This is a genomic window from Mesorhizobium sp. M0514 (genome assembly GCF_040321145.1).
Classification (GTDB): Bacteria; Pseudomonadota; Alphaproteobacteria; order Rhizobiales; family Rhizobiaceae; genus Mesorhizobium.
Map to the genome: position 1 here is coordinate 25,428 of NZ_JAMYQZ010000062.1, position 13,301 is coordinate 38,728.

Consider the following 13,301-nt stretch of genomic DNA (forward strand, 5'->3'; position numbering starts at 1 on the left):
CGGCCCGTTGCGAACAAAGCGGAAACGATGCTTGATAGGCGATGACCATCGCCATCAATGATTCGTCCTTGCAGCCCGCCTATCTGACGAAGCTCAACGCCGAGCAGCGGCTCGCCGTCGAACATGGCGACGGCCAGATCGCCGGGCCGCTGCTGGTGATCGCCGGCGCCGGCTCCGGCAAGACCAACACGCTCGCCCACCGGGTTGCGCATCTGATCGTCAAGGGGGCTGATCCCAGACGCATTCTGCTTATGACATTCTCGCGCCGCGCCGCCACCGAAATGGCCAGGCGGGTCGAACGCATCGCCGGCGAGGTGCTGGGCCGAGACGCGTCCGTCATCGCCGACGCGCTGGCCTGGGCCAGTACGTTTCACGGCATCGGCGCCAGGCTGCTGCGCGACTATGCGCTGACGATCGGCCTCGACCCCGCCTTTACCATCCATGACCGCGAGGATTCCGCCGACCTGATGAATCTTGCCCGGCATGAACTTGGATTCTCGAAGACCGAAAGCCGTTTTCCGACCAAGGGCACCTGCCTGGCGATCTATTCGCGCGCCGTCAACGCGCAGGCGCCGCTTGGCGAGGTGCTGGGTTCGGCCTTTCCGTGGTGCTCGGGGTGGGCAGAACAGCTGAAAGAGCTGTTCGCCCGATATGTCGAGGCCAAGCAGGCGCAGAACGTGCTCGATTACGACGACCTCCTGCTCTACTGGGCGCAGATGGCCGCCGAGCCGGAGATCGCGGCGCATCTGGGCTCGCGTTTCGACCATGTGCTGGTCGACGAATACCAGGACACCAACCGGCTGCAGGCCTCGATCCTTTCGGCGCTGAAGCCGGACGGCGCCGGACTGACAGTGGTGGGCGACGACGCGCAGTCGATCTATTCGTTTCGCGCCGCGGAAGTGCGCAACATCCTCGATTTCCCGCAACAATTCGCGCGAGCCGCCGATGTCATCATGCTGGAGCGCAACTACCGCTCGACCGTGACTATTTTGGCGGCAGCCAACGCGGTCATCTCGGAGGCGTCGGAGCGCTTCACCAAGAACCTCTGGTCGGAGCGCAAATCCTCGCAAAGGCCGAAACTGGTCAGCGTGCGCGACGAGGCCGAGCAGGCGAACTATGTCTGCCAGGCCATCCTGGCCGAGCGCGAGGCCGGCACGGTGCTGAAATCGCAGGCGGTGCTGTTTCGCGCCTCGCACCACAGCGGCCCGCTGGAGATCGAACTGACGCGCCGCAACATCCCCTTCGTCAAGTTCGGCGGGCTCAAATTCCTCGACGCCGCCCATGTCAAGGACGTGCTTTCGGTGCTGCGTTTTGCCGAGAACCCGCGCGACCGCGTCGCCGGCTTCCGCGTGCTGCAGCTCCTGCCCGGCATCGGCCCTTCGGCGGCGAGCACCATCGTCGAGACCATGGCGACTTCGCTCGACGAGGAAATGGGGCTGGCCCGCTACCGGCCGCCGCAACGCGCGGCTGAGGACTGGCCAGCCTTCGTTGCGCTTTATTCCGGCCTGCGCGCCCGGTCGGGGAAATGGCCGGCCGATCTCGAACAGGTCAGGCTGTGGTACGAGCCGCATCTTGAGCGCATCCACGAGGATGCGACGACGCGGCGGGCCGACCTCATGCAGCTCGAGCAGATCGGTTCCGGCTATGCTTCGCGCGAGCGCTTCCTGACCGAGCTGACGCTGGATCCACCAGATGCGACCAGCGACCAGGCCGGGCCGCCGCACCGCGACGAGGACTATCTGATCCTGTCGACCATTCATTCGGCCAAGGGCCAGGAATGGAAGAACGTCTTCGTGCTCAACACCATCGATGGCTGCATCCCGGCCGATCTCGGCGTCGGCACCAAGGAAGACATCGAGGAGGAGCGCCGGCTGCTTTACGTCGCGATGACGCGGGCCAAGGACGGCCTGCATCTGGTGACGCCGCAGCGCTTCTTCACTCACGGCCAGGCAGCGCGCGGCGACCGCCACGTCTATGCCTCGCGAACCCGTTTCATCCCGGCCTCGATCCTCGGCGCTTTCGAACAGACCTCTTGGGCGAGCGTCCACGCAAAGGACGATCCGCGCCACAGACCTGAAGTCCGCGTCGACCTCGGCGCCCGCATGCGCGGCATGTGGAAATAGCCGCAACCGCGAATTGCCGGCCGGGGAGCGACTTCAAGAAGCAAATCGTCCTGTCATGGCATCTCTCAGGGAACCTCGGGCCGCCGGCCGCGTTTTCTGGCGTCCAACCCGCGATCGGAGGGCGGCGACCGCTGCCCTTCCGCCCATCCAGAGAGGCCAGAATGCACGACGCGATGTTCTTCACCCCGGTTGCCGTTAGCGTTGGCGCCGGCCACAAACGCATGCTTGCCTCGCTGTTCGAGATGCATGATTTCCTGACCGAATTTCCGCCGTCACGCCGGCGCCTGAGCTATGGCGCGGCGGTGAGGGCCTGCGAGGCGGCGCGCGCCGGAGAAATCTCGACCGAGGCCGCACGCGATGCCCTGATCACCTTTGCAGTCACGGCAGGCATCCTCTGGCCCGCGGTCCAGCCGACCGTCTCGGTCAAGCCGGTCGCACACGGTTATGGCGGCTACGCCGTCTGAGACGGCCGGGACCAGGCCTGCCCAGCAAAAAAGATCACTCGGACTTGCCGGCAGACGTCGGCGAGGCCTCTGCCAGCCTTGCCGGCGGGGCGGTCTGTTCGGTGTTGCCGACAAAGAGTTGATCGCCGACAAAGGGATAGGCAAGCTGCCGATGATAGAGCGAGGGAACCGGGTCATCGGAGCCGTATTTCTGCGGCATCCTGTCGGGCATGAACAATGTGCCTCCCAGCATGTCGAGCAAAGGGCAGCTGCCCGGCGAAATTCTTGTCCCAGGCTTCGCGCTCATTGGCATGATGCCAGTGATGAAATCGCGGTGACGCCAGCAGCCATTTCAACGGCCCGACCCTGATACGCGTGTCGAATGGATGAACAGCGACTGCCACTGATAGACCAATGTGAAGATCAGTATGGCGGGGGTCGAAAATCGAGCGCGAAGACCGGCAGGAACGACGCCGATTTGGTCAGGATCTGGTCGACAGGATGGACGCGGTGCGCTGCCAGCCAATCCATCTCCTATGACCGGCACCGCCTTGAGGCACCCTGCCCTCGTTGGGCCGAAGATCAGCTCGCCAAGATTAATGCTAAGAGATGAACGGATTGCTGACGGCGGCTGACGGCTGCTTATCGCCAGAAAAATCGAGATTTCGTTTGTATAACGACATTCTCCACCGCTTTCGTGTAACATCGTGGTTATCGCGAAGTCGTTCTCAGAAGCGATAGTTTTACCTGCGCCACGGAAACAAATATGTTGGCCGCCGCTGCACCAAAACTTGGGCGCAATTTTCAATTTTTGCTTTACGAAAACTCGCACCCCACGTAGATCAATTCTTGATGTACATAACTCTCAGAGCATATTGTGCGATCAAGCTTTGATGGCTAACGTGCCTTGGTGAACCGGGAGGACGATCAAGCGACCTGTGCGCTGAACACGTTATTTAGCAGAAACCAACAACTATATCAGCATAGGAATGGGTGGGGCGTTGCAGAATACACAAGGTATATTGACGTACCGACTAGGCAGCCTTTTGAATAGAGCCAATCTTGGCTCTCTGTTCACAGCAGCCGGTCGACCCGGTTTTCGACAGCTTTTTGCTTTTCGAAAACAGCCTGACCTCGACACGACAAATTCGCTGAGTTTTGCGGCACCGCCTCCCGAAGCGCCACCTTCCGAAGCACCGCCTCCCGAAGAATCTTCTGCGGAGCCACCGCATGCCGAAGCACCGCATGCCGAAAAATTTGTCCATTTGATCGACAATCTGTGGTGCGATACGTATGGCGTGTTCGTAAAAGGCTGGGCCCATGCTTGGGACGTCCCGATCACGGCGATGCGGCTGAAGAGCGGGGATTTTCGGGTAGAGGTTTCGGACTTCCACGACCGATCAGACTTGGCGACCTTCTTCCCATCACTGCATTCAATGAAATGCGGCTTCTCGGCCTACTTGGCCTGCAGTCCCTTCCGGCCGGTGGTTTTGGAAATTGAGACCGTCGATGGCTCGGCGGAATTCGAAATCTCCGCACTTTCGGCCAATCATCCTGTCAATACTGTCCTTCCCGAGCCGATGTTCACGCAACGGCGCTTTGCCGATGAGATGAAGAGGACCGGTGGTGTCGTCGTGGAAATCGGTGCGCGTGTCGTGGGGCCGTCATCTTCGCTACAGGCAGGGCAGTTCCAGCCCGAGTGCAAGTTCATCGGTGTCGACATTCATGAAGCGCCAGGCGTCGACGTTGTGGCAGACGCACATTTCCTGGGTGAGCATTTCGAGCCCGGCTCAATAGACGGAATATTCTCTTATGCGGTGATGGAGCATCTTAGTTGTCCGTGGCTGCTGGCGGCGCAAATCAACAGGGTGCTGAAGGTCGGAGGCCTGACCCTGCACTCGGTGCCTCAAGCCTTTCCAGTCCATGAAATGCCCAACGATTTCTGGCGGATTTCGAGCGAAGGCTTGAAAGTCCTGTTCGCACCCGAGATGGGCTTCGAGATCCTCGAAGTCGGAATGACGACGCCGGTCAAAATGTATGTGCACCCGGCGTTCCGGGAAGGTCCCATGCTCGAATTTGCGCTCCACGATGGAATGGCGGCGTCCTATGTCCTGGCGCGCAAGACTTTCGATCTTCCGGATGGTGCGGTTTCCTGGCCGCTCCAGCGCAGCGATTCCATGGACCACAGCAAAGCCTATCCGAAGCACTGATCACAACGATGCCAGAGAGGGGATTCATAAACTTCGACTGCCCACCGGCCCCGGCGGAATTCGTTTGCCCAGCGTGTGGTGGCGCCAATGCCAAGGCAAAAGTTTTGAGCGCCGGCACGATGTCGCTCTACCGATGCGATCAATGTGCGTCGCTGATTTATCACCCGTTCCCATCAATCGACTATACGGAACACACCAACCCGTTGGGTATCCGCAACTACGTTGAAATGAACGCCTCCATCGACACTGTCGCGCGGAACATTCTCAGGGTCGTTCCAGAAGGTCGAGTCGGCAGAGTCGTCGATATCGGTTGCGGTTTCGGCTTTGCCCTGGATGCCGTTCGCACCATCGCCGGCTGGGAGGCCAAGGGCTTCGAGCCTTCACAGTATGGTGGCGCGGGGCGGGATCAACTCGGCCTCGATATCGTCCGCGATTTTGCGCCGCTGAACGCCAATCCACAATATCTGTACGATGTGGTGCATTGCTCGGAGGTAATCGAGCACATTCACGATGTGACCGGCTTTCTGGCAATCCTTAAATCGTATTTGGCCGAGGATGGGGTGATTGTCCTGACCACGCCCAATCCCGAGCGGATCAATCCTGCCACTGAACAATCCACCCTTCTGGCTCTGCTGTCACCTGGAGCTCACACGATCCTCTTTAGCGCTGAAGCGCTGACACGGCTGTTCGATGAAGCGGGATTGCCATTCGTATCCGTCGACAAAAGCGCAGACAGCACCTTGTTCTATGCATCGCGCAAACCGATCGAATTCCAACCCACCGAAAGTTGGCAGAGTAAGATCCTTTGGTATCTGGAGAATGCGGTTTCGCGCGCCACTCCTGGTTCTTCGTTGGCAATCGGCTTGCGCTATCGCCTTTTTCGCGGGGCCATCGATCACGGCAAGTACGAACTGGCGGAAAAGAGCTTCGCTTCAATTCTTGCTGATGCGCGGCCCAGACTGGATGACATAAACACGTTGGCGGAGTTTGCCGACCGGTGGCCGCTTTGCATAGCGGCTTCGACCTACTATCGCGGAATGCTGCTGCTCATCCACAAGGGCGACTACCTGCACGCGGCCGAGCATCTCTGTGCGGCACATCTGCTGTGCCGGAAAAAGCTGTCAATCGATTCCTCGGTAGCGGGCGTCGAAGCCGATTTAATCTGGCGGGCGAAGTATCACGAAGCGCTTTCGTTAAAATATGCAGGCCAGAACCGTCGTGCTCTCTCTGTTCTTCGGGCATTGGAAGAGAATGATTTATCGGTGAAAGTACCGCCAAACCTCATTCCGGATGTCGAAAACCTTAGGATCGATCTTACAAGCTTACTTCCTCGATATGAAACCCTAAATGCTTGAGTTATTCGGTTCTTGGCCACCGTGAAGGTTTTATTAGATGAAACGATCGATCGTTGCCTGCATACCGCTCTACAATGGTCGAAATTTCATTGGAGCGTCGCTGAAAAGCGTGCTCGAGCAAACTCGTCCGCCAGATGAGGTAATCATTGTCGACGATGGTTCCACCGACGGTGGTGCTGAAGTCGCTCGCGAAGTTGCCCGGGGCGACAACCGGGTATGTGTCCTGACGAAAGAGAACGGCGGTCAATCGTCGGCCCGCAATATGGGCGTCCGCAACTCCAAAAGCGACCTGATCGCTTTTCTTGACCAAGACGACTGGTGGTACCCAAAGCATCTCGAGACTTTGGAAGCTGCGGCAGGGCCTGAGCCTCAGGTAGGTCCATTCGGATGGGTCTACAGTGACCTTGACGAATACGATCGGGATGGAAATTTAGTGGTTCGGCAGATGCTCAAGCGACTTGGTTCAGAACATCCGAAACGGACGATCTTCAACTGCCTGTCCCAGAACATGTATGTCCTCCCGTCTGCCTCCCTCATCTCTCGCGAAGCGTTCGAGGCGGTAGGTGGATTTGACGAGCGGCTTTCCGGCTACGAGGACGACGATCTTTTTCTGCGGCTGTTCAGGGCGGGCTACACCAACAGGTTTCTGAGAGAGGCCTTGTCCGCGTGGCGCATTCATGGTGACTCCGCGTCATACAGCGCAAGAATGGCCAGGTCGGCTCTAATCTACGCAGACAAACTTCTGGTGGCATTTCCTGACGATGTTCCCTTGCGACGCTACTACGCCAGAGACCTGATAACGCCGCGTTTCTTTCGCAGTGCGGCTGGCACCTACCGGATTGCAGGCCAGTGCGGAAGCGCTGAACTGCTGATGCCGGCACTTGCGCTTATCGACAGGATCACGCCGACAATGAGGATCAGGCGATGGCTGATCATGCGGGCGATACGGCCTTTCCTCGGCAGCCACTTGGTTGCGAAACTGGCATCTTTGGAATTTACACGTAGCTTTGTAAGCCGGGTTCTCGCAATTAGCGGCGTCTGGCAATAGCCTGTCCGACTATGCAAGTTGGCTTCGGCGCATTCCCTACGCGACGGCCAGCAAGTAATTGCTCCCCACTCCCGGTCTCCAGTCTGGCTGCGTTGTCGCGCCGGGCATGGCAGCGCGGCTCTCGCGAGATATTGGTATTGGGGTCGATTTCAGATGCTGGGAGACGGATTTCTACACAGATACTTTCTCAATAATGGAGGAAAGCGGCTTCATAAGTGGTTCCATTATTTCGATATCTACGAGCGCCATTTCGAACGCTTCAGAAACAGAGCGCCAACGATTCTCGAGATAGGCGTGTCCGGAGGCGGCTCCCTTCAGATGTGGAAGGCTTACTTCGGCCACGGCGCTCGCGTAATTGGCATCGATATCGATCCGATCTGCAAAGCGCATGACGAAGTCGGCATAGAGATATTCACTGGCAGCCAAGACGATCCGGCGCTGATCAACCAGATCATCGACAGATATGATGCCTTCGACATCATCATCGATGACGGAAGTCATATCATGCGACACGTAATGAAGAGCTTTGAGCTGCTGTATGACAAGGTCGACCCTCATGGCGTTTACCTCGTCGAGGATCTTCATACTGCGTATTGGGATGAGTATGAGGGCGGCCTGAAGCGAGCCGGGACTTTCATGGAGTTCGTCAAGGACAAGCTTGATGAGATAAACGCGGCACACGCAAGAGGCGCGATCCCCGTCTCTACCTTCACCCGATCGACAGCCTGTATCGCCGTCTACGACAGCGTGGTCGTGTTCGAAAAACGGCCGCAAGGCACCCGCCAAACCTCCATAACGACAGGAATGGGATATGCTGAACAGGAATGAGTTGCTGTTTTCATTATTCGATCCGAGCGGCTTCGGCCTGGAAATCGGACCAAGCTACAATCCTCTTTTGCCAAAGCGCCGTGGCTACAATGTCGAAATCGTCGACCATGCCGACGCCGCCAGCCTGCGCGAGAAATATCGCGACGATGCATCAAAGATCGAAGAGGTCGACTATGTCTCGGACGGCCGCACTCTGCTCGAGACCATCGGCTATGAGCAACGATACGATTTCATCTTTGCCTCGCATGTGATCGAACATGTCACCGACATCGTTCGTTTCCTCCAAGACTGCGAAACACTGCTGAAACCCGGGGGACGGCTTGTGCTGGCCGTACCAGACAAGCGCTTTTGCTTCGATGCGCTACGGCCGCTGTCCACTGTCGGTCAGACGCTGCAGGCCCATGCGGAAAAGCGCAAACGCCACACGCCGGGAATTCTGTTTGACCAGGTTTCGTATGTTTGCACCAAGGCCAAACAGACCGTCTGGCTCGAGCCGACCTTTGACGATGTCGCCTTCCTGCAAAGCGACGAAGAGGCAAAAAGCATGTTCGAAGCCGTTCAGGTAGACACGGCCTATTACGATGCTCACGCGTGGCAGTTCACGCCGGCCTCGTTCCGATTTCTGATCAAGAAACTTCGTTCGCTCGGATACATCAAGTCGGGGGAACTTGCGTTTCACAAGAATGAACCGGGTCAGTTACACCTGCATGAGTTTTATATCAGTCTCTCGAAGAACGCCCCTGTCCTGCATGATTCCGATGTCGATCTGCTCAAGGAGGCGGAGCGGGAGCTGCGCGAAGTTGCCGTAAGCCGGGATGAGCTAAGCTTGCAGATCGCGGCCGCACACCAACAAATCCAGAGTCTCATTGCAACGAACCAGGCCCTGCTGAAATCGACATCCTGGAAGATAACCGCCCCGCTACGCTATGTCAGATCGGTGTTCCTGTAACACCACGCACGCCATGCAGGCTCACCCTCAATGCAACGTCGGATCACCGGCCAGCAGGGCGCGCGGCCCGGTCGTTTCGAAACTGACCTGGTCGCGGCCGTTGGACTTGGCCTTGTAGAGGTGCCGGTCGGCCGTCAGGAACATGTCGGCATAGGTGGTCGGTCCGCTGAAGGCGACGCCACCGATGCTCACCGAGAGCGGACAGGGCCGTCCACCCGGAGCAAACTCGACCTCGCGGATGCGCCGCCGGATCCCCTCAGCAACCAGCCAGGACTGCGACGGGTCGGCGCCAGGCAGGAAGATGGCGAACTCCTCGCCGCCGATGCGTCCAACGATGTCGGCGCCGCGCAGCTGAGCCTTGATCGTCTGCGCGATCAGCTTGAGCGCTTGATCGCCGCAATCGTGGCCCAATCGATCGTTGATAGTCTTGAAATGATCGGCGTCGACGATCAGCAGGGCGCCGGCATCGACGACGGCCTGGCTGCGCGCCTGTTCGAGATAGGCCTCGACCAGCATCGAAAACGCGCCGCGGTTGAACACCGCGGTCAGGCTGTCGGTTGCCGCGACGATGCTCAGATTCTTCTGGGCGATCGCCAGCTGGCGCATCTTGTACATAAGGAAAGAGAAGAACGACCCACCCAGCACGAGCGGCAGCAACAGGTCGGTGAGCTGCGCCCAGCGCAATGCTTCGGGCGACAGCGACGGAAAATTGTAGGAATCGACAAGGAAGGCCGCCGCGATGCAGATCGCCGTGCCGACAACCGTGACTGCTATGACCCTGCCCCAGCTCGTGGGCGACAGATCGACCCGCATGCCAATTTCTCCCACTGTGTTCGCTATTTTGCAGCGGGAACACAAATGAAACCCTAAACCCTTGCCTTCAATTCTAATGTGGTTAACGGTTAATCGAAAGTGTGACCGATTGCCGTGAAGATGCCGGCGGTCACAAAAAGCCCGCCACTTGCGCGGCGGGCTTTCCGACTGGCCGGAGGCTTCTCGTCAGCGCATGTCCCTCGGGAAGTCTGGGCCATGCGGTAGGAGAGTGCCGTAAAGCCTCACGGCTGGTTCGACACTCCCGGCGAAACCTGTCTCAGCGACGCGAGATCATAAGGCATAGCTGCCGCAGATCGCTGTCGTAGGTGCCCTCACTGGCGAGCACATCGACGCAGCGCTTCTTCATACGTGTCAGCTGGCTGTTCGACATGCTGGCGACGACACCGGGTGTCCCAGGTGTGCCTGGTGTTCCAGGAGTTCCTGGAGTGCCGGGCGTACCCGGCGTACCGGGCGTGCCCGGCGTTCCGCCAATGCCGACGCCGACACCGACGTTGATGCCGCCAGCACCGCCGATAGATGCGCCGACACCGACGCCAATTCCGCCTCCTGCATTCGCGGGAGCGGCAAAAATAACGATAATTGCACCCGCCGCCAGTGCTCTAGCGATTTTTTGAGTGATATTAACCATGACACTCTCCTTGTTGCCGTTCTGCTTTGTGCATTGCAACATGCCAGCAAACCAAAGCAGACATATGCTTATGCACTCACAGCTACGCACGAGTCTTCCTTATAGTTTCTTTATTTTTTTCGACATAGGCCGTTGTAGTTCTCAATCAGTGTACTCGGTTTCTAAAAAAAAATATGTTTTTGCTTCAATATTTAAACTTTGTTGAATTTATTAAATAGAAACTCTACTGAAAAATGGAGCAGGTTGTAGCGAGCAAGGGGCGGCGCCAAAGGGCGGCACAAGCCACCTGGCAGCGTCGTGCAACCACGGGCTTCAAAAACCCGGCTTGGGATTCAGGCTGGAGGTTGAGGCTTTGGCGCTGTCCGTCGCGTCCAGAGGCGGTTCACTGGTATCGGCGGCCAGGTCGCAGATGGCACAAAGCACCGAGGGATGTCGCCTCCGGCGTCTTCAAACGCAAACCGCCGTCAAGAAATCAGGCGTAGGCGCGGCCTTCGTCGGTGCGTTGGAAAAACGCCAGGTCGAGCTGCACCGAAGGCCGGCCGAGAATGGTCAGGATGGCGTGCGCCTGGCCGCGGTGATGGGTCTGGTGATTGAAGACGTGGCCCAGCGCCGGCGCCAGTCTTTGCGAGACGGTGCGCATGTCGGAAACGGTCATGTAGGAAAAGCGGCCGGACAAGGCCTTGTCGCTCAAGGCGCCCACCCAGTCGGCGATCCGCCTGTCCTCGGCCTCACGCGCCAGCCTGAGGCCAGGCAGCGCCCGGTGCAGGATGGCGTCGAGCTTCGTCGGCGCGTCACCCTCGCCGGTGAAGCGTTTCATCCAGATGCGGTCGGTGGCGAGCAGATGATTGAGCGTGCCCATCATGGAGCCGAAGAAGGCACCGACATTGCGGTTGAACTCTTCCTCGTCGAGCTCGGTCACGGCATCGTAGATGCGGCCATTGGCCCATTGATTGTAGGCCGCGAACATCATGAAATGCTGTTTCATCTTTTTTCCCGCCGACGAGTTCCGCTTCAGCCGCAGACGCCTAATTAGACCGCGAGGACGCAGCCGCCAATGACCATTCTGTTCTATGAACTCGTCGGACACGACGCGACCCGTCCGTTCAACCGGCATTGCTGGAAGGAGGCGGCGGCAGCAGCTTAGGGAATAGGCAGTAGGCATTAGGGTCTGAGCGCTGTACTGCCTACTGCCTACTGCCTACTGCCGACTGCCTATTCCCCACACAAGTCTCCTGATCGCCATGCCACCACCCCCCGATTTCACCGACGATTTTCGCTCCGGGCTGGTCGCGCTGCTGCGCTGGCGCCGGGATGTGCGGCGCTTCGAGCGGACGGCTTTGCCCGAGGGTACGCTGGAGCGGCTGCTGGAGCTTGCCTGCATCGCGCCCTCCGTCGGTCTCAGCCAGCCGTGGCGCTTCGTGGTGGTCGACAGCGCCGAGCGGCGGGGCGCGGTGAGAGACTGTTTCGAGCGCTGCAATGCCGAGGCGCTGGCATGCTTTTCGGGCGAGCGCGCCGCTCTCTATGCCCGGCTGAAGCTCGCCGGTCTCAATGAAGCGCCCTGCCAGTTCGCGGTTTTCGCCGACCGCACGACGCAACAGGGCCATGGGCTCGGCCGCATGACGATGCCGGCAACCATCGACTATTCGGCCGTCATGGCGGTGCACACATTGTGGCTGGCGGCGCGGGCGGAAGGCATCGGCATGGGCTGGGTGTCGATCCTCGACGCCGCCGAGATGGCCGCAATCCTCGACACCCCGCCTGAGTGGACGCTGATCGGCTATTTCTGCCTCGGCTATGCCAGCGAGGAGCATGATCTGCCGACGCTGGAACGCGAGGGCTGGGAGCAGCGGCGGCAGCCGGTGGTGATCAGGCGGTAAGGCTGCCCATCACTTCGTCTCTTCTTTGCCGACCAGCTTGACGCAGATCGGGTCGCCCTTCGGCATCGGCGTGCATTGCCATTCGGGGCCGAAGCCGAAGTTCGTATCTGTGCGGCGACCCAGAAAGAGCAGCAGAACAAGGCCCACGGCAGCAAAAATGCCGATAACCAATAGGCTCCCTTTTATGTCGCCCGGCCTGAGGTGGTGGTAGGGCCAGCGCGTCCCGTCAAACATGGTCCGATGTCTTTCCGTTCCGCTGATTTCCCTTCGAAACCGTGCGTGCCTGCGCAATCGCCATTTTCCCGCAAAGCCTTGCCTTTGACCAGAGCGTTGCGAACAGCCATGCGGGCGGTCGCGGCCGAATAACGCTGCCGGGGCGCCTCCCCTTGGCAATGGGCCGGGCGGCTTGTATAGAGCCCGCCACTCCACATTCCGATCTCAAGACTTTCCATCTCAAGACAAGGACGACCCCATGGCGCTCGAACGCACCTTTTCCATGATCAAGCCGGACGCGACGCGGCGCAATCTTACCGGCGCCATCACCAGGATGCTGGAAGAGGCCGGCCTGCGCGTCGTCGCCTCACGTCGCGTGTGGATGAGCCGCCGCGAGGCCGAAGGCTTTTACGCCGTCCACAAGGATCGTCCGTTCTTTGGCGAACTGGTGGAATTCATGTCGTCGGCACCGACCATCGTGCAGGTTCTGGAAGGCGAGAACGCCATTGCCAGGAACCGCGAGGTGATGGGCGCCACCAATCCGGCCAACGCCGCCGAAGGCACCATCCGCAAGGTGCACGCGCTGTCGATCGGCGAGAATTCCGTGCACGGCTCCGACGCGCCGGAGACTGCGGCGCAGGAAATCAAGTACTGGTTCTCGGACACCGAGATCGTCGGCTGAGCCGACCCGAACCGAACGCATGCAAAAGGCCGGCGTTTTGAACTGACCCCATAAAGTTGGACGGTTCATTGAGCTGGTAGGTTTAAGGGCTGGTTCCTGTATTGCACAGGG

The 13,301-nt window shown here is 59.2% G+C and carries 14 protein-coding genes; 9 read left to right on the forward strand and 5 right to left on the reverse strand.

Features of this window, described 5'->3' with window-relative positions; all coding sequences use genetic code 11:
* Positions 1 to 41 precede the first annotated feature (41 nt).
* Positions 42 to 2,123, forward strand: coding sequence for an ATP-dependent helicase (locus NKI61_RS22870; RefSeq protein WP_352840920.1), 2,082 nt, complete (start codon positions 42 to 44; stop codon positions 2,121 to 2,123).
* Between the two features lie 161 nt (positions 2,124 to 2,284).
* A complete protein-coding gene (locus NKI61_RS22875; protein ID WP_023738644.1) occupies positions 2,285 to 2,587 on the forward strand; it encodes a DUF982 domain-containing protein in 303 nt (100 codons plus the stop codon).
* Between the two features lie 34 nt (positions 2,588 to 2,621).
* Here NKI61_RS22875 and NKI61_RS22880 read toward each other — a convergent pair whose 3' ends face one another.
* On the reverse strand, positions 2,622 to 2,798 hold the full coding sequence (locus NKI61_RS22880) for a hypothetical protein (RefSeq protein ID WP_023738643.1): 177 nt from the start codon (positions 2,796 to 2,798) through the stop codon (positions 2,622 to 2,624).
* A 769-nt stretch (positions 2,799 to 3,567) separates the two neighbouring features.
* Here NKI61_RS22880 and NKI61_RS22885 point away from each other — a divergent pair.
* From NKI61_RS22885 to NKI61_RS22905, 5 genes are all read left to right on the forward strand, one after another.
* Positions 3,568 to 4,776 (forward strand): methyltransferase domain-containing protein, encoded by a 1,209-nt coding sequence (locus tag NKI61_RS22885; RefSeq protein ID WP_155924227.1) that lies wholly within the window; start codon positions 3,568 to 3,570, stop codon positions 4,774 to 4,776.
* 104 nt (positions 4,777 to 4,880) lie between these two features.
* Positions 4,881 to 6,131: a class I SAM-dependent methyltransferase gene (locus tag NKI61_RS22890; protein WP_023749404.1), complete on the forward strand. Its 1,251-nt coding sequence runs from the start codon at positions 4,881 to 4,883 to the stop codon at positions 6,129 to 6,131.
* Between the two features lie 37 nt (positions 6,132 to 6,168).
* On the forward strand, positions 6,169 to 7,179 hold the full coding sequence (locus NKI61_RS22895; protein ID WP_352840921.1) for a glycosyltransferase family 2 protein: 1,011 nt from the start codon (positions 6,169 to 6,171) through the stop codon (positions 7,177 to 7,179).
* 153 nt (positions 7,180 to 7,332) lie between these two features.
* On the forward strand, positions 7,333 to 8,007 hold the full coding sequence (locus NKI61_RS22900; protein ID WP_023738637.1) for a class I SAM-dependent methyltransferase: 675 nt from the start codon (positions 7,333 to 7,335) through the stop codon (positions 8,005 to 8,007).
* Complete coding sequence (locus NKI61_RS22905; protein WP_023738636.1) at positions 7,991 to 8,956, forward strand: class I SAM-dependent methyltransferase; 966 nt, start codon at positions 7,991 to 7,993, stop codon at positions 8,954 to 8,956. Before NKI61_RS22900 ends, NKI61_RS22905 begins: the two co-directional genes overlap by 17 nt.
* Positions 8,957 to 8,983: 27 nt before the next feature.
* On the opposite strand, the gene NKI61_RS22910 is transcribed toward NKI61_RS22905, so the two are convergent.
* From NKI61_RS22910 to NKI61_RS22920, 3 genes are all read right to left on the reverse strand, one after another.
* The gene (locus tag NKI61_RS22910; RefSeq protein ID WP_023738635.1) at positions 8,984 to 9,769 is read right to left on the reverse strand and encodes a GGDEF domain-containing protein; all 786 of its coding nucleotides are present in this window, start codon (positions 9,767 to 9,769) and stop codon (positions 8,984 to 8,986) included.
* Between the two features lie 277 nt (positions 9,770 to 10,046).
* A complete protein-coding gene (locus tag NKI61_RS22915; RefSeq protein WP_352840923.1) occupies positions 10,047 to 10,418 on the reverse strand; it encodes a hypothetical protein in 372 nt (123 codons plus the stop codon).
* 472 nt (positions 10,419 to 10,890) lie between these two features.
* Positions 10,891 to 11,403, reverse strand: a complete 513-nt coding sequence (locus NKI61_RS22920) for a DinB family protein (RefSeq protein ID WP_023747893.1) — start codon at positions 11,401 to 11,403, stop codon at positions 10,891 to 10,893.
* A gap of 256 nt (positions 11,404 to 11,659) precedes the next feature.
* On the opposite strand from NKI61_RS22920, the gene bluB reads away from it, so the two are divergent.
* Entirely contained in the window at positions 11,660 to 12,295 is a 636-nt protein-coding gene (bluB, locus tag NKI61_RS22925) for a 5,6-dimethylbenzimidazole synthase (RefSeq protein WP_352840925.1), read from the forward strand.
* 9 nt (positions 12,296 to 12,304) lie between these two features.
* Here the strand turns inward: bluB and NKI61_RS22930 are convergent, their stop codons facing one another.
* On the reverse strand, positions 12,305 to 12,529 hold the full coding sequence (locus NKI61_RS22930; RefSeq protein ID WP_023747895.1) for a hypothetical protein: 225 nt from the start codon (positions 12,527 to 12,529) through the stop codon (positions 12,305 to 12,307).
* 238 nt (positions 12,530 to 12,767) lie between these two features.
* On the opposite strand from NKI61_RS22930, the gene ndk reads away from it, so the two are divergent.
* Complete coding sequence (ndk, locus tag NKI61_RS22935; protein ID WP_023673443.1) at positions 12,768 to 13,190, forward strand: nucleoside-diphosphate kinase; 423 nt, start codon at positions 12,768 to 12,770, stop codon at positions 13,188 to 13,190.
* The last annotated feature ends 111 nt before the right edge of the window (positions 13,191 to 13,301 follow it).

Bases quoted from the DNA above. Each gene is read 5' to 3' on its own strand.
- NKI61_RS22915 (WP_352840923.1), bottom strand. From the start codon at position 10,418: ATGGTTAATATCACTCAAAAAATCGCTAGAGCACTGGCGGCGGGTGCA.
- NKI61_RS22895 (WP_352840921.1), top strand. From the start codon at position 6,169: ATGAAACGATCGATCGTTGCCTGCATACCGCTCTACAATGGTCGAAAT.
- NKI61_RS22930 (WP_023747895.1), bottom strand. From the start codon at position 12,529: ATGTTTGACGGGACGCGCTGGCCCTACCACCACCTCAGGCCGGGCGAC.
- NKI61_RS22910 (WP_023738635.1), bottom strand. From the start codon at position 9,769: ATGCGGGTCGATCTGTCGCCCACGAGCTGGGGCAGGGTCATAGCAGTC.
- ndk (WP_023673443.1), top strand. From the start codon at position 12,768: ATGGCGCTCGAACGCACCTTTTCCATGATCAAGCCGGACGCGACGCGG.
- NKI61_RS22900 (WP_023738637.1), top strand. From the start codon at position 7,333: ATGCTGGGAGACGGATTTCTACACAGATACTTTCTCAATAATGGAGGA.
- NKI61_RS22920 (WP_023747893.1), bottom strand. From the start codon at position 11,403: ATGAAACAGCATTTCATGATGTTCGCGGCCTACAATCAATGGGCCAAT.
- NKI61_RS22870 (WP_352840920.1), top strand. From the start codon at position 42: ATGACCATCGCCATCAATGATTCGTCCTTGCAGCCCGCCTATCTGACG.
- bluB (WP_352840925.1), top strand. From the start codon at position 11,660: ATGCCACCACCCCCCGATTTCACCGACGATTTTCGCTCCGGGCTGGTC.
- NKI61_RS22880 (WP_023738643.1), bottom strand. From the start codon at position 2,798: ATGCCCGACAGGATGCCGCAGAAATACGGCTCCGATGACCCGGTTCCC.
- NKI61_RS22875 (WP_023738644.1), top strand. From the start codon at position 2,285: ATGCACGACGCGATGTTCTTCACCCCGGTTGCCGTTAGCGTTGGCGCC.
- NKI61_RS22905 (WP_023738636.1), top strand. From the start codon at position 7,991: ATGCTGAACAGGAATGAGTTGCTGTTTTCATTATTCGATCCGAGCGGC.